Annotated in this window: 25 protein-coding genes; 19 read left to right on the top strand and 6 right to left on the bottom strand. The window is 71.8% G+C overall.

The features are described from left to right. Window positions 1-2 precede the first annotated feature (2 nt). From hisB to hisF, 6 genes are all read left to right on the top strand, one after another. Complete coding sequence (hisB, locus tag EV375_RS05500; RefSeq protein WP_130301628.1) at window positions 3-593, top strand: imidazoleglycerol-phosphate dehydratase HisB; 591 nt, start codon at window positions 3-5, stop codon at window positions 591-593. Further along, complete coding sequence (locus EV375_RS29035; RefSeq protein WP_165434682.1) at window positions 590-754, top strand: hypothetical protein; 165 nt, start codon at window positions 590-592, stop codon at window positions 752-754. The genes hisB and EV375_RS29035 overlap by 4 nt, the downstream gene beginning before the upstream one ends. Beyond that, window positions 751-1,449, top strand: coding sequence for an imidazole glycerol phosphate synthase subunit HisH (hisH, locus tag EV375_RS05495; protein ID WP_130298447.1), 699 nt, complete (start codon window positions 751-753; stop codon window positions 1,447-1,449). Before EV375_RS29035 ends, hisH begins: the two co-directional genes overlap by 4 nt. A 98-nt stretch (window positions 1,450-1,547) precedes the next feature. After that, window positions 1,548-2,294 carry a bifunctional 1-(5-phosphoribosyl)-5-((5-phosphoribosylamino)methylideneamino)imidazole-4-carboxamide isomerase/phosphoribosylanthranilate isomerase PriA gene (priA, locus tag EV375_RS05490; protein WP_486588301.1) on the top strand — a complete coding sequence of 249 codons (747 nt, stop codon included), beginning with the start codon at window positions 1,548-1,550 and terminating at the stop codon, window positions 2,292-2,294. Further along, a complete protein-coding gene (locus tag EV375_RS05485; RefSeq protein WP_130298446.1) occupies window positions 2,294-2,710 on the top strand; it encodes a Rid family hydrolase in 417 nt (138 codons plus the stop codon). The genes priA and EV375_RS05485 overlap by 1 nt, the downstream gene beginning before the upstream one ends. A gap of 121 nt (window positions 2,711-2,831) precedes the next feature. After that, window positions 2,832-3,629, top strand: a complete 798-nt coding sequence (gene hisF, locus EV375_RS05480; RefSeq protein WP_130298445.1) for an imidazole glycerol phosphate synthase subunit HisF — start codon at window positions 2,832-2,834, stop codon at window positions 3,627-3,629. Between the two features lie 66 nt (window positions 3,630-3,695). Here the strand turns inward: hisF and EV375_RS05475 are convergent, their stop codons facing one another. Genes EV375_RS05475 through EV375_RS05455 form a run of 5 tightly spaced genes read right to left on the bottom strand, consistent with a single transcriptional unit; the run spans window position 3,696 to window position 7,863 of the window. Next, window positions 3,696-5,165 (bottom strand): cytochrome P450 family protein, encoded by a 1,470-nt coding sequence (locus EV375_RS05475; protein WP_130298444.1) that lies wholly within the window; start codon window positions 5,163-5,165, stop codon window positions 3,696-3,698. Beyond that, window positions 5,162-5,755 (bottom strand): ATP/GTP-binding protein, encoded by a 594-nt coding sequence (locus EV375_RS05470; RefSeq protein ID WP_130298443.1) that lies wholly within the window; start codon window positions 5,753-5,755, stop codon window positions 5,162-5,164. Before EV375_RS05470 ends, EV375_RS05475 begins: the two co-directional genes overlap by 4 nt. Next, window positions 5,736-6,122, bottom strand: coding sequence for a DUF742 domain-containing protein (locus tag EV375_RS05465; RefSeq protein ID WP_130298442.1), 387 nt, complete (start codon window positions 6,120-6,122; stop codon window positions 5,736-5,738). The genes EV375_RS05470 and EV375_RS05465 overlap by 20 nt, the downstream gene beginning before the upstream one ends. Beyond that, on the bottom strand, window positions 6,119-6,523 hold the full coding sequence (locus tag EV375_RS05460; protein ID WP_055485471.1) for a roadblock/LC7 domain-containing protein: 405 nt from the start codon (window positions 6,521-6,523) through the stop codon (window positions 6,119-6,121). Before EV375_RS05460 ends, EV375_RS05465 begins: the two co-directional genes overlap by 4 nt. Next, complete coding sequence (locus tag EV375_RS05455; RefSeq protein ID WP_130298441.1) at window positions 6,520-7,863, bottom strand: ATP-binding protein; 1,344 nt, start codon at window positions 7,861-7,863, stop codon at window positions 6,520-6,522. Before EV375_RS05455 ends, EV375_RS05460 begins: the two co-directional genes overlap by 4 nt. 657 nt (window positions 7,864-8,520) lie before the next feature. On the opposite strand from EV375_RS05455, the gene EV375_RS05450 reads away from it, so the two are divergent. From EV375_RS05450 to EV375_RS05440, 3 genes are read left to right on the top strand one after another with little or no spacing between them, the layout of a single operon-like run. Beyond that, window positions 8,521-8,784 (top strand): SH3-like domain-containing protein, encoded by a 264-nt coding sequence (locus tag EV375_RS05450; protein WP_130298440.1) that lies wholly within the window; start codon window positions 8,521-8,523, stop codon window positions 8,782-8,784. Next, window positions 8,777-9,076, top strand: a complete 300-nt coding sequence (locus tag EV375_RS05445; protein ID WP_130298439.1) for an SH3-like domain-containing protein — start codon at window positions 8,777-8,779, stop codon at window positions 9,074-9,076. Before EV375_RS05450 ends, EV375_RS05445 begins: the two co-directional genes overlap by 8 nt. After that, a complete protein-coding gene (locus EV375_RS05440) occupies window positions 9,073-9,663 on the top strand; it encodes a nitrile hydratase subunit alpha (protein WP_130298438.1) in 591 nt (196 codons plus the stop codon). The genes EV375_RS05445 and EV375_RS05440 overlap by 4 nt, the downstream gene beginning before the upstream one ends. 68 nt (window positions 9,664-9,731) lie before the next feature. On the opposite strand, the gene EV375_RS05435 is transcribed toward EV375_RS05440, so the two are convergent. Beyond that, complete coding sequence (locus tag EV375_RS05435; RefSeq protein ID WP_130298437.1) at window positions 9,732-10,364, bottom strand: TIGR03085 family metal-binding protein; 633 nt, start codon at window positions 10,362-10,364, stop codon at window positions 9,732-9,734. 287 nt (window positions 10,365-10,651) lie between these two features. Between EV375_RS05435 and hisI the strand changes: the two genes are divergently transcribed. The 10 genes from hisI (at window position 10,652) to EV375_RS05385 (ending at window position 18,659) form a co-directional block, all read left to right on the top strand. Then, window positions 10,652-11,062 carry a phosphoribosyl-AMP cyclohydrolase gene (gene hisI / locus EV375_RS05430; protein ID WP_130298436.1) on the top strand — a complete coding sequence of 137 codons (411 nt, stop codon included), beginning with the start codon at window positions 10,652-10,654 and terminating at the stop codon, window positions 11,060-11,062. A gap of 11 nt (window positions 11,063-11,073) precedes the next feature. Continuing rightward, window positions 11,074-12,642, top strand: coding sequence for an anthranilate synthase component I (locus EV375_RS05425; RefSeq protein WP_130298435.1), 1,569 nt, complete (start codon window positions 11,074-11,076; stop codon window positions 12,640-12,642). After that, window positions 12,639-13,496 (top strand): TIGR02234 family membrane protein, encoded by an 858-nt coding sequence (locus EV375_RS05420; protein ID WP_130298434.1) that lies wholly within the window; start codon window positions 12,639-12,641, stop codon window positions 13,494-13,496. The genes EV375_RS05425 and EV375_RS05420 overlap by 4 nt, the downstream gene beginning before the upstream one ends. 232 nt (window positions 13,497-13,728) lie before the next feature. Beyond that, entirely contained in the window at window positions 13,729-13,968 is a 240-nt protein-coding gene (locus EV375_RS05415; protein ID WP_130298433.1) for an HGxxPAAW family protein, read from the top strand. A 77-nt stretch (window positions 13,969-14,045) separates the two neighbouring features. Beyond that, window positions 14,046-14,402 carry a DUF2752 domain-containing protein gene (locus tag EV375_RS05410; RefSeq protein WP_486588300.1) on the top strand — a complete coding sequence of 119 codons (357 nt, stop codon included), beginning with the start codon at window positions 14,046-14,048 and terminating at the stop codon, window positions 14,400-14,402. 179 nt (window positions 14,403-14,581) lie between these two features. Further along, a complete protein-coding gene (trpC, locus tag EV375_RS05405; protein WP_130298431.1) occupies window positions 14,582-15,397 on the top strand; it encodes an indole-3-glycerol phosphate synthase TrpC in 816 nt (271 codons plus the stop codon). A gap of 7 nt (window positions 15,398-15,404) precedes the next feature. Continuing rightward, window positions 15,405-15,644, top strand: coding sequence for a tryptophan biosynthesis modulator TrpM (trpM, locus tag EV375_RS29555; protein ID WP_486588299.1), 240 nt, complete (start codon window positions 15,405-15,407; stop codon window positions 15,642-15,644). 50 nt (window positions 15,645-15,694) lie between these two features. After that, complete coding sequence (gene trpB / locus EV375_RS05395; protein ID WP_130298430.1) at window positions 15,695-16,930, top strand: tryptophan synthase subunit beta; 1,236 nt, start codon at window positions 15,695-15,697, stop codon at window positions 16,928-16,930. A 59-nt stretch (window positions 16,931-16,989) separates the two neighbouring features. Next, complete coding sequence (gene trpA, locus EV375_RS05390) at window positions 16,990-17,802, top strand: tryptophan synthase subunit alpha (RefSeq protein WP_486588697.1); 813 nt, start codon at window positions 16,990-16,992, stop codon at window positions 17,800-17,802. A 113-nt stretch (window positions 17,803-17,915) separates the two neighbouring features. Further along, a complete protein-coding gene (locus EV375_RS05385; RefSeq protein ID WP_486588298.1) occupies window positions 17,916-18,659 on the top strand; it encodes a DsbA family protein in 744 nt (247 codons plus the stop codon). Window positions 18,660-18,855: the final 196 nt, after the last annotated feature.

Genomic DNA, 18,855 nt, shown 5'->3' with positions numbered 1-18,855 from the left:
CTCTGGCTCGCGTGGGCCGCGTGGAGCGCAGCACGAAGGAGACCTCGGTCCTCGTCGAGATCAACCTCGACGGGACCGGCAAGGCCGACATCTCCACGGGCGTCGGCTTCTACGACCACATGCTCGACCAGCTGGGCCGCCACGGCCTGTTCGACCTGTCGGTCAAGACCGAGGGCGATCTGCACATCGACAGCCACCACACGATCGAGGACACCTCCCTCGCGCTGGGCGCCGCCTTCAAGCAGGCCCTCGGCGACAAGAGCGGCATCGTGCGCTTCGCCAACGCCTCCGTGCCGCTGGACGAGTCGCTGGCCCAGGTGACGGTCGACCTGTCGGGCCGCCCGTACCTCGTGCACAGCGAACCCGAGGGCATGGCGCCGATGATCGGCGAGTACGACACGACGATGACGCGGCACATCCTGGAGTCCTTCGTCGCGCAGGCGCAGGTCGCGCTGCACGTGCACGTGCCGTACGGGCGCAACGCGCACCACATCGTCGAGTGCCAGTTCAAGGCCCTTGCCCGCGCGCTGCGTCACGCCAGTGAGATCGACCCGCGGCAGAGCGGCATCCCCTCGACGAAGGGCGCGCTGTGACGGGCCTTGCGGCTGTTCTCATCTTCGTCGGCCTGTTCCTGCTCGGCGGAGTGATCGCCTTCTCGAAGCAGAAGCAGCCCAAGGGCGTCATCGCCGTGCTCGGCGCGGGCGCCGCGCTGGCGCTGCTCGCCGGGATCCTGCGGCTGGAGGTGTGGACATGAGCACGGGACAGACGGATGCGGAGACAAGGAGCTCCGCGAGCGGGCACGACGGGCGCAAGAAGGTCGTCGTCTTCGACTACGGCTTCGGCAACGTGCGTTCGGCCGAGCGTGCGCTCGCGCGGGCCGGCGCCGATGTGGAGATCACCCGCGACTACGACGCCGCCATGGCGGCCGACGGGCTGCTGGTGCCAGGCGTCGGTGCCTTCGCCGCCTGCATGGACGGGCTGCGGGCGGCACGCGGCGACTGGATCATCGAGCGCCGACTCGCCGGCGGCCGCCCCGTGCTGGGTATCTGCGTCGGCATGCAGATCCTCTTCTCCCGCGGGATCGAGCACGGCGTCGAGGCCGAAGGCATGGGTGAATGGCCGGGCACCGTGGGGCCGTTGAGGGCGGACGCCGATCACGCGGTGCCCCACATGGGCTGGAACACGGTCACTCCCGCCGAGGGCTCACGCCTCTTCGAGGGGCTGCCCGAGAGCGAGCGCTACTACTTCGTCCACTCCTACGCCGTCCACGACTGGGAACTGACGGTCACGAACCCGGCGATGAGCCCGCCCAAGGTCAGCTGGGCCGAGCACGGTGCCCCGTTCGTCGCCGCCGTCGAGAACGGTCCGCTGTGGGCGACCCAGTTCCACCCCGAGAAGTCCGGGGACACCGGCGCCCGGCTGCTGTCCAACTGGGTCGCGTCCCTCTGAGCCGCCGGGCACGTCCGGGGCTCCCGGGGTGTCCTTCCTCCGACCGCTTCCGCTTCTCCGTCCGACAACACCTTTCCGCTCCACTACAGAAGCCGAGAGTGCCTGTGTCCACGTCTTCGTCCGAGCCCAAGCTGGAACTGCTGCCCGCCGTCGACGTCCGTGACGGACAGGCCGTGCGCCTCGTGCACGGCGAGTCCGGTTCGGAGACCGCCTACGGCGACCCGCTGCAGGCGGCCCTCACCTGGCAGCGCGCCGGCGCCCGGTGGCTGCACCTGGTCGACCTCGACGCCGCGTTCGGCACGGGCGACAACCGGGCCCGCATCGCCGAGGTGGCCCGCGCCATGGACATCGACGTCGAACTGTCCGGCGGCATCCGCGACGACCAGAGCCTCGCCGCGGCCCTCGCCACCGGCTGCCGCCGCGTGAACCTGGGCACGGCGGCGCTCGAGACCCCGGAGTGGGTCGCCAAGGTCATCGCCGAGCACGGCGACAAGATCGCGGTGGGCCTGGACGTACGGGGCACGACGCTGCGCGGCCGCGGCTGGACCCGCGACGGCGGCGACCTCTACGAGACCCTCGCCCGGCTCGACTCCGAGGGCTGCGCCCGCTACGTCGTCACCGACATCAACAAGGACGGCACTCTCAAGGGCCCCAACCTCGAACTGCTGCGCAATGTCTGCGCCGTGACGGACCGGCCCGTCGTCGCGTCCGGCGGTGTCTCGTCCCTTGACGATCTGCGGGCGATCGCCACGCTTGTACCCGAGGGCGTCGAGGGCGCCATTGTGGGGAAGGCCCTCTACGCCGAGGCGTTCACACTTGAAGAGGCTTTGGAGGCCGTCTCCTGATGACCCCGTCCGAACGGCGTGACCCCGACGTGGAACGTGACCGCTCCGGAAGCGCCTGGGAGGAGACGATCGGCTTTGCGCGCGCCGTCGCGGCGGGCGACCGGGTGCTTGTGGCGGGGACGATGCCCCTGGCCGACGGCAAGCTCCTCGGGGAGGGCTCCCCGTACGAGCAGACCAGGGCGGCCTTCGGGAAGGCGCTGGAGGCACTCGAACCGTTCGGCCTCGACGCGTCGTCCGTGATCCGCACCCGGATGTATCTCACGCACGGGCGGGACGTGGGGGACGTGGCGCGCGCCCACAAGGAGGTCTTCGGCGAGGTCGCTCCCGCCGCCACCGTCGTGGTCGTCTCCGGCTTCGTGGACTCCCGGGTCCTGGTGGAGGTGGAGATGGAGGCCTTCCGCGGCGGCGGCAGGTAACGCCGCCACCGTGCCCCACCGAGCACGTACCTCCTCGGACCCGTAGCTCATCGAACCCGTACCTCACCGGGACGGTGACCCACCGCCCCGCAGCACCACCCCGCAAGGAGTCAGCACAGCAATGGCCGTGGCCGTACGAGTCATCCCCTGCCTGGACGTGGACGCCGGACGGGTCGTGAAGGGCGTGAACTTCAAGAACCTGCGGGACGCGGGCGACCCCGTCGAGATGGCGAAGATCTACGACGAGGAAGGCGCCGACGAGCTGACGTTCCTCGACATCACCGCCTCCTCCTCCGACCGTGAGACGACGTACGACGTCGTACGGCGCACCGCCGAGCAGGTCTTCATCCCGCTGACGGTCGGTGGCGGCGTCCGCAGCGGGGACGACGTGGACAGGCTGCTGCGCGCGGGCGCGGACAAGGTCGGTGTGAACACCGCGGCGATCGCCCGTCCCGAGCTGATCCGGGAGATCGCCGAACGCTTCGGCAGCCAGGTGCTGGTGCTCTCGGTGGACGCGCGGCGCTGCGTGCCGTCGGCCTCCGGGGACGTGGAGGGAGGCGGGGTCTCCACCCCGTCCGGGTTCGAGGTCACCACGCACGGCGGCCGCCGCGGCACCGGCATCGACGCGGTCGAATGGGCGCGGCGGGCCGCGGAGTTGGGCGCCGGGGAGATCCTGCTGAACTCGATGGACGCGGACGGCACGAAGGACGGCTACGACTCGGAGATGATCCGGGCCGTCGGTGCGCACGTCTCGGTGCCCGTCGTCGCCTCCGGCGGCGCGGGCCGGCTGGAGCACTTCCCGGCCGCGGTCGCCGCCGGCGCGGACGCGGTGCTGGCCGCCTCCGTCTTCCACTTCGGCGACCTGCGGATCGGCGAGGTCAAGGACGCGCTCCGCGAGGCGGGCACGCCCGTACGGTGAACCGGGCGCCCGTACGGTGAACCGCGTGCGCTCCGGGCCGCGGGCCGCGGAGCGCGCCGTTCCGGGTCACCTGCCCCGGCGCCCCGCCAGGCTCCAGCGGCGCCCCCGCGTGCCGTGGGACGCCTCCGGGCCGGGCCGACCCTCGGAGGAGGCGTCGGAAACGCCGGAGGGCGTGCCGGAAGTGGCGAGCGGTACGGACGGCGCGGGCGGCATGTCCGGTGTCGCCGCCGCGTCCGCCGCGTGCGTCGCCGGGGTGGCGGTGAACCGGACGGGCAGCGCGGTCAGCGCGCGGATGAACGGCCCGGGACGCCAGGAGAGTTCGCTCGCGGGCACGGCGAGTTCCATCTCGGGCAGCAGGTCGAGAAGCGTGTCGATGGCGACCTCGGCGATGACGCCGGCGGTGTCCTGCGCGGGGCAGGCGTGCGGGCCGGCGCTGAAGGCGAGATGAGCGGTGTTCGTGGCCCGCTGCGACTGGGTCGTGGGGAGCGCCGGGTCCAGGTTCGCGGCGGCGTGGCTGATGGTCACCGGCACGCCGGCCGGAATGCGCGTCTCTTCACCGGTCTCCTGGTCGCGCAGGACGTAGTCCTCGATGGCGTACACGAATGAGTAGTTCGAGTGCGGCGCGTGCAGCCACAGCACCTCGTTGAGCGCGTCGGTGACGGTGAGGCTCCCTCCGGTCAGGTCGCCCGCGAAGCGGTCGTCGGAGAGCAGCATCATCGTGGCCGTGGAGATCCACGCGGTGCCGGGCACCTGGCCGGCACCGGTGATGACCACGAGCTGGTCGATCAGCTCCTCCCGCGTCACGTTGGCCGAGTGCCGCAGCAGCCGCGTGGTCACGTCGTCGCCGGGGGTCCGGTACTTGGTCTCGATCAGTTCGTTCAGGCAGGCCACCAGGTCCTGGAGACCCTCCGTGGCGGCGCCGGGTTCGACGGCGTTGACCATCTGGAGAAAGGCGCTCGAAATCCGGCCGTTGAGATGGTCGGGGCAGCCGAAGAGCTGGGTGAGGACCATCACCGGAATGCGCGCCGCGTACTGCGAGACCAGGTCCGCCCTGCCGTCCTCGGCGAACTCGTCGATGAGCTGCCGGGCGCTGCGCTGCACCACGTCCCGGAGCTGACGGGGGTCGATGCCGCCCAGGGCGCGGTCGACCGGCGTCCGCAGGCGCAGATGTTCCTGACCGTCGGCGAACCACAGGCTCTTGCGCGGACCCATGATCGGCAGGATCGGGCTGTCGTGGGGGACGTGTCCCTCGGCCAGCGCCTTCCAGCGGTGGGCGTCCTTGCTGAAGTAGGGGCTGCGAAGGACCTCCAGGGCCGCCTGGTAGCCGGTCACGAGGATCGACTCGACACCGGGTGCGAGTTCCACCCACTGGGCGGGGCCGCCCTGCGAACGCAGCCGGTCGTAGAGGGCGTTGGGGTCCGCCGCGAAGTCGTCGTCGTACAGCTTCGGCAGTTCGCTGCCGGTCCCCGCGGAGGGACGGTGTGCGGGGCAGCCCGGCGGCGCCGGGTGTGGTCCGGAGTGGGACGAGGAGGTCACGACGACTCCTGGTGGCCGGCGTACAGGTGCTTGACGAGCGTGACGAGCGCGGTCTTGGCGGACTGGCGGTCCCGGGCGTCGCAGGTGACCAGCGGCGTGCCGGGGTCGAGGTCGAGCGCTTCGCGCAGCTCGGCCTCTGGGTAGTCGGGGGTGTCGGGGAAGGCGTTGAGCGCGACGATGTACGGCAGCGCGCTCTTCTCGACGAGGCTCAGGGCCTCGAACGACTGGTCCAGATAACGGGAGTCGGCGAGTACGAGTGCCCCGTAGGCGCCGCGGGAGAGATCCGACCAGATGTGTGTGAAGCGCTGCTGTCCCGGCGTGCCGAACAGGTACAGCACGAGGTCGTCGGCGAGCGTGAGCCGCCCGAAGTCGAGGGCGACCGTGGTGGACCGCTTGTCCGGCACCCCGCTCAGGTCGTCGGTGGCCGCGCCGTTCTGCGTCATGAGTTCCTCGGTACGCAGCGGTTCGATCTCGCTGACGGCTCCGATGAGGGTCGTCTTGCCGACCCCGAAGGGGCCCACCACCATCAGTTTCGCCGTGATCTGCACGGTGTCGCGGACGTAGACACCGTCAGAGAGCCTGGAGGCCATGCAGCATCCTCTCCAGGGTCCGGAGGCGGTCGGGGTCGGTGGCGGCGCCGGAGGCGTCGTGGCTCCCGGAGTCCTTCCGGCTCGCCTTGACTTCGAGGAGCCCGGCGTCGATCAGGTCCCCGAGCAGGATCCGCGTGATGGTGAGGGGCTGTCCGAGGTGCCCGGCGACCTCGATGACGGAAAGGTAGCCGCCGCGGCACAGGTCGATCACCCGCAGGTCCTCGGGCTGGAGTCCGGTCCGCGGTCTGCCGGGGACGGCGGTCACCATCGTGAGCACGTCGAGTCCGTCGGCGGTCCCGGTGGGCTGGGCGCGCCCGCCGGTCAGCACGAACGTTCTCACCAGGTCGTGCCTGTGCCGGTGCGTCATGTGCCGCTGCCCACGTCCTCGCGGAGTTCGGCGCCCATCTCCCGTCCGAGCTGCGCCACGACCTCGTGCATCCGGTAGGCGACCTGTCCGACGTCGGCGGCGCCGGAGGTCGCAACGGACAGGAACGTCGAGTCGTGCGCGCGGATGGTGACGACGAATCCGCCGTCGAACTCGACCATGCTCTGCCTCCACGAGTCGGCCGGGGCGCGGCAGAACATCGCGGTGGCGCTGCTGGTGGACTGCACACCCGCGAGGGCCGCCGCGATGCTGTCCGCCTGGTCCTGGTCGAGGCCGGGGGAGAAGGCCTTCACCAGGCCGTCCGCGGTGATGAGGATGGCGTCGTGCACCTCGGGCTGGTCCAGCACCTGGTTCAGCATCCAGGCGTCCGGGTTCTCGGTCATGACTCGGTAGTCCCTTCGGTGGACGGACGGAGGCGGTCGGCCGCCGCCTTGCCTGCTCGCTGGAACGCACCGATCGATGCCGCCGCCTCGCCGGGTGTGCGGGACGCGGCAGACCTGGAGGCAGGGGGTGGCTGCTGATGGGCCTCACCGGCGCTCGGGGCAGGCTGTTTCCGGGTCCGTTTCGGCAGCCCGTTCGCGGTGGTCGGGCGGGCAGGTGCCGGTGCCGTCGTCCCGCTCTCCCCGGCCTCGGCTGCGGAGCGGGCGGGCCCGGACGCGACGGGCTCCGCGCGGGGCGCCGGCACGGCGTCGGCGGGCGCGGTGGCGGTGGCTGCGGGCGCGGCGGCGGGCTTCACGGGGTCGGTGAGGAGCGTGCGGGGGACGTTCACCACGGCGCGGACGCCGCCGAACGCGGAGGCGGTGTCGACCGAGACCGTGAAGCCGTAACGCCGGGCGAGCGCACCGCACGCGGCCAGCCCGAACCGGGGCGGGTCTCCGAGTTTCGTGAGCCCGAGGGACTCGTCCTTGAGCAGGCGCACGGCCTTCTCCTGCTCCGCCGCGTTCAGCCCGACACCGGCGTCCTCGATCACGAACGCCAGTCCGGTGTGGGTGAGTTGGACGTGCACCTGGACGGGGGTCTGCGGGTGCGAGGAGCGGGTGGCGTTCTCCAGCAGCTCGGCGATGGTCATGACGAGGGGTTCGACGACCCGGCCCGTGACCGCACGGGTGTCATCGATCCGCACGATCTGGACGCGCTTGTAGTCCAGGATGCGTCCGATGGCGCCGCGGACGATGTCGTGGAGCGACGTCGCGTTGTGCTGGCGGCCGGGCCACGCGCGGCAGACCACGGCCATGCCGACGGCCCGGCGGAGGATCTGTGCGTTGGTGTGGTCGAGCTGCATGAGGTCTTCGAGGAAGGCCGAGTCGTCGTGGCGCTCGGTCATCTCGTTGATCTTCAACTGCTGGCCGTTGGCGAGGCCCTGGAGCTTGCGCGCCACGGCCAGCAGCAGACCTTCGGCGGTCTGCTCGGCGGTCTCGCTCGCGAAGCTGAACATCTCGAGGACGGTGTCGTGCGCGTCCGCGAAGTCCGTTCCGGCGAGGCCCTGGTGGCGCAGGTCCGGTATCTGCCGGCGGCGGCCCTGCCACTGGGCGTCCGCGAGTGCCTGGAGGCGCTGCTCGACGAGATGCTGCGTCTCCTCGTCACGCATGCGGACCTGCCGTTCGAGGATGTCGCTGCGTTCGGCGTTCCGGACAGCGATCCTCCGGTAGCGCGCCGCCGTGAATCCGGCCGCGACCGCGACGAGAGCCAGGAGCGGCACGAGCCAGAACGCCACGTCCGTCATACGCATCATCAAAACCTCAGGCAGGAGCGAGTTCGCCGGTCGGGAGAGAGTGAGCGAGCGGTGCACGAGGCGGCCCGGCACGGGGAACCCCGTGGCCCGCGGAAGGCCACCGGGACGCGGCGGAGAGCGCGTACGGACGGTTCGGGACGGACGAACCGTCCGGCACGGCCAGGCGGGAACCGCGCGACGGATCCGCGACCACGTCACGAATGGTCAGAATCATCAGGGCTCCGTTCGAGACGGACAGGTCGAACCTGTGCCCATCGGTCGGTGCCCTTGGCGCAGTCGGGCAGGGCGTCTCCGGTGATACGTCAAGATACGTCAGCCCTCTTTGAATTCAAGACAGTTGACAGGAGAACTTGAACGGAGGTGCGCGCAGCCCCGTTGACCTCGTCACAGGCCCTGAGAAGGACGAAGCGACTCCTAGGCGCACATCGGTGTCACTGTGTGCGGCAATAGGTTCCGGCCGCGTCGGCAATAGCGGTTTCGTCCCTTTCGGATAAGTCCGGTCTTCCGTCCGGGAACGCGTCCGCGGCCGATTTCGGGCAGCCGCTCTTTCTTCCGCCCTCCCGCCGCGTTCGGAGCGACGCGCAGCAGACCGCGCCCGGAGATCCGGGACGGTTCCCGCGGACGGCGGGGGAGCATAGGCTGCGGCGCATGAGCAGGGTCAACGACGTCGGCGGGCAGAGGGGGTTCGGGTCCGTCGTGGCCGAGGACGACGAGCCGCCCTTCCACGCCGACTGGGAGGCGCGGGTCTACGCGCTGAACATCGCGCTCGTGCGGCGCGGCGCCTACACCCTCGACGAGTTCCGCGACGCCATCGAACGCATGCCTCCACAGGAGTACTTGGCCGCCTCGTACTACGAGCGCTGGCTGCACGCCATCGATGTGCTCACCGCCCCGGGCGGCGGCGATGAGTGAACCGGCGGCCGCGCGGTTCGCCGCCGGTGAGCGGGTGCGCACCCGCGCCTTCGACCCCGACTGGCACACGCGGCTTCCCGTCTACGCCCGCGGGCGTACGGGCCGGATCGTCGAGGTGACCGGAAGCTGGCCGCTCGCGGACGATGTGGCCCGGCGCCTGGAACGGCCACGCGTGGAGCCCGTCTACACCGTGGCCTTCGCCGCCCGCGACCTGTGGGGCGAGGGAGACCACGAGGTGACTCTGGACCTGTGGCAGTCGTATCTGGAACCGGCGGAGGAGCACCGTTCATGAGCGGATCGCACACCGGCAACCCTGTCGCCGCGCGGGTGCGGCGCCTGGAGGAGCGCCTGGTCGCGGAAGGCCGGGTGACCGACGCCGAGCTGGATGCCGTCCTCACCGCGGTCCTGGACGGCGCGTCCCCGCTGAACGGCGCCCGTGTCGCCGCCCGCGCATGGAGCGACGCCGGCTTCCGCGAGCGGCTGCTCACCGACGCCAACGCCGCTCTGCCCGAGGTGGGCCTCTCGATGGCGGGCGGACTGCAGGAGCAGCGTCTGAAGGTCGTCGCCAACACTCCGGAGCGTCACAACGTGCTGGTGTGCACGCTGTGTTCCTGCTACCCGGTGGCGCTGCTCGGCCCCTCGCCGTCCTGGTACAAGAGCGAGGCGTACCGCTCGCGCGTCGTACGCGAACCGCGTGCCGTACTCGCGGAGTTCGGGCTCGCCATCCCGGAGGAACGCGAGATCACCGTCTGGGACTCCAGCGCGGAGAGCCGGTACATGGTTCTGCCGCAACGACCGCCGGGCACGGCGGAGTTGACGGAAAACCAGCTCGCGGAGCTGGTGACCCGCGAAGGGCTCATCGGCACGGCAGCCGTCTGACGGACGACGGCAGCGGCCGGTCCGGCACCAGGCCGGCGTGCGCGGGAGGGCCGGGCTCCGGGGCGCGTTCAGAGCCCCAGGTCCGCGTCGTGAGCCCGTGCCACGGCTTCCTCCTGGCCCTCTTCGTCCACGCGTGCGACGCGCTGCCGCCCGGCGACGTACAGCACCAGTTCGCTCGGCTCGCCGGTGACGGTCACCACAGGGGTGCCCTTGCGGGCGACGGCGGTCTGGCCGTCGGGGCGGCGCAGGACCAGTCCGACCGGCGACTTCCGGCCGAACACCCGCGCCATCTTCTCCAGTCGCTTCCACAGCGCGTCCTGGAAGACCGCGTCGACTTCACGCGGCGTCCAGTCCGGAACGGCACGGCGCAGGTCCTCGGAGTGGATGTAGAACTCCACGGTGTTCGCGGCCTCGTCGACCTGCTTGAGCGCGTACGGGGACATCCTTGGCGGCCCCGTGCGGATGAGCTGGATGAGCTCCTCGTACGGCTTGGAGGTGAACTCGCCCTGCACACGCTCGAGTCGGGGTGCGAGCGACTTGAGCAGTATCCCGCCCGCGGCGTCCGCGCGGCGTTCGCGAACCACCACGTGAGCGGCGAGGTCACGGGCCTTCCAACCGTCGCACAGGGTCGGGGCCTCCGGCCCGCTGCTCTCCAACAGGTCCGCCAGGATGAGACGTTCACGCTTCGCATGGGTCGACATGCCGCCAAGGGTACGGCGGGTTTCCGGAAGGAGAGCTGATTTCTGGCCGCTCCCGGCGGGGCGGCCACTCGCGGGCGCGGTCGGGGAAGTCCCCAGGCCGTGGCCATGAAGGCACGGGTCACCGGAACGGCGCGGCACTCGCGGGCGGGCGGCCCGGCCTTGCGCCGGACGCTCGCGGGGCCGGACAGCCTCGGGTTCCTCCCGTGCACACCCGCGGCGAGCCCCATCGCATGCCGGGCCCGTACGCGCGTGCACGACAGGGCCCGGCATGCGGGAGAATGGGGCCCATGCCCGCACGATCCTCCGCCACCTCGCTCGACCCCGAGATCGCCGCACGTCTCAAGCGCAACGCGGACGGCCTCTTCCCCGCTGTCGCCCAGCAGCACGACACGGGTGAGGTGCTGATGCTGGGGTGGATGGACGACGAGGCCCTGCACCGCACCCTCACCACCGGCCGCGCCACCTACTTCAGCCGCAGCCGCCAGGAGTACTGGGTCAAGGGCGACACCTCCGGCCACGTCCAGCACGTACGGTCCGTGGCGCTGGACTGCGACGGCGACACGGTGCTGGTCCAGGTCGACCAGGTCGGCGGCGCCTGCCACACGGGGGACAGGACGTGTTTCGACGCGGGTCTCCTCCCCGGGCCGGGGGGATCGCCCATGGACGGGCCGCACACCGAGCAGGGTGACGGCCAGTAAGGTCAGCGATCATGACGACTCCGGACCTCGAGACATTCCGCACGCTTGCGAAGGACCGCCGTGTCATCCCGGTGACGCGTCGCCTGCTCGTCGACGGCGACACCCCCATCGGGCTCTACCGCAAGCTCGCCGGCGAGCGGCCCGGCACCTTCCTGCTGGAGTCCGCCCCTGGGGGCACCTCCCACGCCGGAGGCGTAGGGGGAGGTCACACGTGGTCGCGCTACTCCTTCGTCGGCGTGCGCAGCGCCGCGACCCTCACCGTGCGTGACGGATCGGCGCACTGGCTGGGCGCGCCGCCCGTGGGGCTGCCCCGCGGCGGCGACCCGCTGCGGGCGCTGCGGGAGACGGTCGAGGCCCTGCACACCCCCCGCGACCTCCACGAGGACTCGGACCTGCCGCCCTTCACCGGCGGCATGGTCGGCTACCTCGGATACGACATCGTGCGTCGGCTGGAGAAGGTCGGCGACAGCGACAGCACCACCGACGATCTCGCCCTGCCCGAACTGACCATGCTGCTCGCCTCCGACCTGGCCGTCCTCGACCACCGCGACGGCACCGTCCTGCTGATCGCCAACGCCATCAACCACAACGACCTGGACACCGGCGTCGACGAGGCGTACGAGGACGCGGTGTCCCGGCTGGAGACGATGGCCGCGGACCTGGCACGCCCGGCGCCGGCCGCCCCCGCGGCTCTGCCGCCCTCGCGGCTGCCGGAGTTCACCGCGCGGTCCGGCGGCGAGACGTACCGGGCGTGGGTGGAGGACATCAAGGAACGCATCCGCGCGGGCGAGGCGTTCCAGGTCGTACCCTCCCAGCGGTTCGAGACCGGCTGCACCGCGAGCGCCCTCGACGTCTACCGGGTGCTGCGCGCGACCAACCCCAGCCCGTACATGTACCTGTTCCGCTTCGCGGATACCGCCGACGGCAGCGGCGGCTTCGACGTGGTGGGGTCCAGCCCCGAAGCGCTGGTGAAGGTCGAGGACGGCCGGGCGATGATGCACCCCATCGCCGGTACCCGCCCCCGCGGCCACACTCCGCAGGAGGACACGGCGCTCGCCGAGGAGTTGCTGGAGGACCCGAAGGAGCGCGCCGAGCACCTGATGCTGGTCGACCTGGGCCGCAACGACCTGGGGAAGGTCTGCGAGCCGGGCAGCGTCGAGGTCGTCGACTTCATGTCCATCGAGCGCTACAGCCACGTCATGCACATCGTCTCCACGGTGACCGGTCGGCTCGCCCCGGACCGCGCCGCCTTCGACGCGCTCACCGCCTGCTTCCCCGCCGGGACGCTCTCCGGGGCGCCCAAGCCCCGTGCCCTGCAGATCATCGAGGAGCTGGAGCCGACCCGTCGCGGCGTCTACGGCGGCTGCGTCGGATACCTCGACTTCGCCGGGGACGCGGACATGGCCATCGCGATCCGTACCGCGCTGCTGCGCGACGGCACCGCGTACGTGCAGGCGGGTGCGGGCGTCGTCGCCGATTCCGACCCCGTCGCGGAGGACACGGAGTGCCGGAACAAGGCGGCGGCGGTCCTCAGGGCGGTCGCCTCGGCCGAAAGGCTCGGCGGTAGCGTGGACGGGTGACTCCCGTACCGCACCCACGTTCCTCGGACGGCGCACCGGGCCACGAAAGCCGCGCAGAGACGGCTGAAGCAGAAGCGTCCGGCAGCGCCGCACCGGCCGCCGCCACCCCTTCCGCACCGGCTTCCGCCGCGGCCCCTTCCGCACCGGCTTCCGCCGCCGCCCGCGCGGGCTCCGCACGCCGCGCCCTCGCGCTGGCGCTGCTGTGCGGGGCGGCGGGTGCCGCCCTCGCGCTCCTCTCCGGCGGACAGGTGTGGAGCCACGCGACGGCGTCCTTCGCGCAGGGCGATCTCCCGGTGAAGGCCAAGGGCGGTGACGTCACCGGTCTGCCCAGCGCCCTCGCACTCGTCGGACTCGCCGCTCTCGTCGCGGTGTTCGCGGTCAGGCGCGCCGCCCGCGTCCTCGTCGCCGCCCTGCTGACGCTCTGCGGCGCCGGCACGGCCGCCGCGGCGCTCCTCGGTGCCGCGGACAGCGGTGCGCTGGAGGAGAAGGCGGCCAGGGCGAGCGGGCTCGCGCGTGCGGGAATCGAGACGGTGCACGTGAGCGCATGGCCGTATGTGTCCGCGGCGGGCGGCGCGCTGCTGGTGGTGGCGGGCGTGGTCGCGCTGCGGTACGGGCCGGCGTGGCCGTCGATGTCGGGCAGCGCCCGCTACGAGCGGAACGGACGTACGGCGCGACGCACCCGTGAAGCCGCTCCCGCACCGGTGGACCCGGACCGTCCCGAGGACCTGTGGAAGGCCCTCGACCGGGGCGAGGACCCCACCGGCCACACCGCGTCCCAGGCGCAGCGAGGGGACGCGGTCCCGGAGGGGAGGGCGCCCGCCCGCGCCGACGGTGCGGAGGGCGCCGGCGCCTGAGCCCGGCACCGGACCGGTACCGGCCGTGTCCCGTACGCGCGCCGGGCCAGTTCGGGGAGCCGCACCGGGACCCGCACCGGCCCGGCGCCGGGGCCGTTCCGGGACCCGCACCGAGCCGCCGCAGCGGCCGCGGTCCCAGCGAGTGCACCCCTGGCTCGTCGGGGCCGCGGGGCAGGGGGAAGAATGGGCGGTGAGCATGGCCCAGTCGGTTGAACTACGAGGAGCACAAAACATGGCGGGCAACAGCCACGGCCACACCCTGGCCGCCTGGACGGGCGTGACGATCAGCACCATCGGCTTCTTCGTCGCCGGCATCTTCACGGTGCTGGCCCAGCCGATCGGCTTCGTGGCGGGCCTGGTCGTGGTCGCCGTGGGCGGCGTCGTCGGACTGCTGATGAAGGCCGCGGGCCTCGGGCAGCCCAAGGCGGGCAGCGGCTCCGGAGCCGCGCGGCCCCAGGAGCAGTCGTCCTGAGCGGGCAGGAGCCCGTACCCGCGGGACGACGGCCGGCTGCGCCGCTGTCCCGCCTCGCCGCGCCGTTCGGCACTCTCGTGGCCGCCGGCGCGGCATTCGTCTACGTGGGAGCCGTGGACCCGGGCGAGCCCGGGCACTACCCGGTCTGCCCGCTGCTGTACTTCACCGGCATCTACTGCCCCGGCTGCGGCGGCCTGCGCAGCGCACACGCCGTCGCGCACGGCGACTTCGGCGCGGCGCTCGGGATGAACGCCCTCGCGGTGGCCTCCTTCGCCGCCTTCGCGGTCTTCGTCGTCTTCTGGGTGGTGCAGGTGCTGCGCTCCCGGCCGGTGACGGTGCCGCTGCGCACCTCGCACTGGTGGGCGCTGGGCGTGCTCGCGCTGGCCTTCACCGTCGTGCGGAACTTCCCGCCGGGAGCCGCCCTCGCGCCCTGAATCCACGGCCCGGAAGCGGATCGTCCTGCGGACCAAGTGGGCCGTTTTGTCCGGAATGTGGGATTGGCGCCAGGCGGATGCGAGTCCTCCGGCTCCCGCCCGATAGCATCGCAGTGCCCGATCTGACCGGTACCCCGCCCGTCTCGCGGAGGCCGACCCGACCCGAAGGAGGCCACTCGGTGAGTGTGCTCGACGAGATCATCGAAGGCGTGCGTGAAGACCTTGCCGAGCGGCAGGCGCGCGTCAGCCTCGACGAGCTCAAGGAGCGTGCCGCCGCGGGTCCCCCCGCCAGGGACGGCGTCGCGGCCCTGAAGGGCGAGGGCGTCAGGGTCATCTGCGAGGTCAAGCGCTCCAGCCCCTCCAAGGGCGCGCTGGCGGCGATCGCCGACCCGGCCGCTCTGGCCGCCGACTACGAGACGGGCGGCGCTTCCGTCATCTCCGTCCTCACCGAGAAGCGGCGTTTCGGCGGCTCGCTCGCGGATCTCGAGGCCGTGCGGGCCAAGGTCGACATCCCGGTGCTGCGCAAGGACTTCATCTTCTCCTCCTACCAGCTGTGGGAGGCACGCGCGCACGGTGCGGACGTGGTGCTGCTGATCGTCGCGGCGCTGGAGCAGGAGGCCCTCGTCTCCCTCATCGAGCGCGCCGAGTCGATCGGGCTGACCGTCCTCGTCGAGGCGCACGACGAGGACGAGGCCCAGCGTGCGCTGGACGCCGGGGCGCGGGTCATCGGGATCAACGCGCGTAATCTCAAGACGCTCGAGGTGGACCGCGGCAACTTCGGCCGCATCGCCCCGGAGATCCCCGATCACATCGTCAAGGTCGCGGAGTCGGGAGTCCGCGGGCCGCACGACCTGATCGCCTACGCCAACGAGGGCGCCGACGCGGTGCTCGTCGGCGAGTCGCTGGTGACCGGCAAGGCCCCGAAGACGGCAGTCGCCGACCTCGTCGCCGCCGGGGCGCACCCCGCGCTGCGGCACGGGCACGGGAGGGGCTGACCTCCGCATGACTTCCAGCACGACCTTCCCCTCGCCCTCCGGGCTGGGAAGACCCCAACCTTGTGAACAGCGTCGGCAGGCGCGCGGTCCGTACGCTGCGCTGGCGCGCGGCTGCCGCCCGCGCGGGTGCCGGGCGCCGGCGCGACGCGTGCACGGACGGCGGGTGCGTTACCACATCGGCTGTGAGCCGGGCCAGATCAACGGCCGCCGATGGCGTACGGGTGCGGCAGCGCCCGTACAGCGGTGACCCATCCGTACTTCCGCAGCACGTCTGCACTTTCACGAGGAGCACGTCGGATGTCCGACTACTTTGTCCCCGACCCCGAGGGCCGGGTCCCCGATCCCGGAGGCTATTTCGGCGCCTTCGGCGGCAAGTTCATTCCCGAGGCGCTCGTCGCCGCAGTCGACGAGGTGGCCGTCGAGTACGAGAAGGCGAAAGCCGACCCGGCGTTCATCGCCGAACTCGAAGACCTGATGGTCAATTACACCGGCCGTCCCAGTCCGCTGACCGAGGTGTCGCGCTTCGCCGAACACGCGGGCGGCGCCCGGGTCTTCCTCAAGCGGGAGGACCTCAACCACACCGGCTCGCACAAGATCAACAACGTGCTCGGTCAGGCCCTGCTGACCAGGCGCATGGGCAAGACCCGCGTCATCGCCGAGACCGGCGCCGGCCAGCACGGCGTGGCCACCGCCACCGCCTGCGCGCTCTTCGGCCTCGAATGCACCATCTACATGGGCGAGATCGACACGCAGCGCCAGGCGCTGAACGTGGCGCGGATGCGGATGCTCGGCGCCGAGGTCGTGCCCGTCGCCTCCGGAAGCCGCACCCTCAAGGACGCGATCAACGAGGCGTTCCGCGACTGGGTCGCTAACGTCGACCGCACCCACTACCTCTTCGGCACGGTCGCGGGCCCCCACCCCTTCCCGCAGCTCGTACGGGACTTCCACCGGGTCATCGGCGTGGAGGCGCGCCGTCAGATCCTGGAGCGGGCCGGGCGGCTGCCGGACGCCGTCGCCGCATGCGTCGGCGGCGGTTCCAACGCCATCGGGCTCTTCCACGCGTTCCTGAACGACGAGGACGTCCGGCTGGTCGGCCTCGAAGCGGCCGGGCACGGTGTGGAGTCCGGGGAGCACGCCGCCACGCTCTCCGTCGGCGAGCCGGGCATCCTGCACGGATCGCGCAGCTTCGTACTCCAGGACGACGAGGGGCAGATCACCGAGCCGTACTCGATCTCCGCGGGCCTGGACTATCCGGGAATCGGCCCGGAGCACGCGTATCTGAAACAGTCGGGACGCGGGGACTACCGGCCCGTGACCGACGACGAGGCGATGCGCGCCCTGCGGCTGCTGTCCGAGACCGAGGGCATCATCCCGGCGATCGAGAGCGCACACGCGCTCGCCGGGGCGCTCGAGCTCGGCAGGGAACTCGGCACGGACGGGCTGATCCTGGTGAATCTCTCCGGGCGCGGCGACAAGGACATGGACACCGCCGCCCGCTACTTCGGCCTGTACGACGAGGGGGCGGACCAGTGAGCACCGAGGCAACGGCAACGGCAGCGGACAGCGGCGCCGGCACCGCGGCGAGCGGCGGCATCGAGCTGCTGGAGAGGGTCCTGGCCGGGGCACGCGCGGAGAACCGCGCCGCCCTCGTCGGCTATCTGCCCGCCGGGTTCCCGACGGTCGACGGCGGGATCGAGGCGTGCGTCGCGCTGCTCGAAAGCGGCTGCGACATCGTCGAGGTGGGCCTGCCGCACAGCGATCCCGTGCTGGACGGCCCCGTCATCCAGACCGCCGACGACATCGCCCTGCGTGGCGGCGTCCGCATCGCCGACGTCGTGCGCACCGTGCGCGACGCGCACGCCGCCACGGGCAAGCCGGTCCTGTGCATGACGTACTGGAATCCCGTGGACCGCTACGGTGTCGACCGCTTCGCCGCCGAACTCGCCGCGGCGGGCGGCGCCGGCTGCATCCTGCCGGATCTGCCGGTGGAGGAGTCCGAGGGATGGCGCAAGGCCGCCGAGCAGTACGGGCTGGCAACGGTGTTCGTCGTGGCTCCCAGCAGCAAGGACGAGCGGCTCGCGAAGATCACGGCGGCGGGCAGCGGCTTCGTCTACGCGGCCTCACTGATGGGCGTCACCGGCACCCGGGAGTCCGTGGGGCGTGAGGCGCAGCAGCTCGTCGAGCGCACACGGGCCACGACACAGCTGCCGGTCTGCGTCGGGCTCGGCGTCTCCACCGCGGCGCAGGCCGAGGAGGTCGCCGCCTTCGCGGACGGTGTCATCGTCGGTTCGGCCTTCGTCAAGAAGCTGCTGGCCCACCCGGACGACCTCGGGGCCGGGCTGGAGGACGTACGGGAGCTGGCGGCCGAACTCGCCGCGGGAGTGCGGCGCCGGGCCGCCGGGTAACGGGCCCCGGGCCACCGGCTCCTTGCGTCTCCGCCGCCCCGCGTCTCGCTCTTTCGGGCGAAACGCGGGGCGGTCGCGCAGGCGGTGGGGTCTCCCGTTCGTTGGCTCACGGTGTGAAGAGCCAGAAGAAGAACGCAGCACACCAAGAGGGGAACCGCACCGCCACGGAGCGCCTGCGGGACGAGCAGCGGCGCCGGCAGGCGTCCCAGAAACGGGGCAGGCAGCTCAAGGTCGCGGGAGTGGTCGTCGCGGTGCTGGCCCTCGGTGCCGGAGTGGGTGCCCTGGTCGCCCAGCAGACCTCCGGGGAGGGGCCTGCCGACGCCAAGCCGATCGCCGTGGGCAAGCAGCACGCACCGGCGAAACTCACCGTCTACGAGGACTTCCGCTGCCCGGCCTGCGGACAGTTCGAGAAGCAGTTCAGCCCGACGATCCGGGCCCTGGAGAAGCAGGGCAAGCTCAGGACCGAGTACCACCTCGTCACGATCATCGACGACAATCTGGGCGGCAAGGGCTCGCACCGTGCCGCGAACGCGGCGGCGTGCGCCGAGGACGAGGGCACCTTCCAGCGCTTCCACGACGTCCTTTTCAGCAACCAGCCCCCGGAGCAGAACGACGCCTTCGCCAGCAGTGAACGGCTCCTCGACCTCGCCGGAAAGGCAGGCCTGAAGGGCAAGGACTTCCGCGAGTGCGTCACCGGCGGCACGCACGACGACTGGGTGAAGAAGACCGGCGACGCCTTCAAGAAGTCGGGCCATCAGTCGACGCCGACGGTGCTGCTCGACGGGGAGAACGTCTACGGCGGCAGCGAGCCCCTCACCCCGGCTTCGCTGAAGCAGAAGGTCCTGGCGAAGGGCTGAGGCCCGGCGTCCTCCCCGGGCGTGGTCCCGGACCTCTGATGTGGCGAAGGTCTCGTCCGGGCCAAGGCCCGGGCGGGGCCGGCCTTCTGGCCGCGCGGAACCTGACAGGACGCCGGGTCCGGGGCGTGCGCCGATCGGCCGTTATGGAGCTGTTGCACAGGGTGCATTGCCGATGGCGAGGCAGTGCAGGGTAGCG

The organism is Streptomyces sp. CNZ301 (assembly GCF_004217425.1).
Note: the sequence above shows the minus strand (reverse complement) of the source record. Positions and strands in the feature narration are given on the sequence as shown.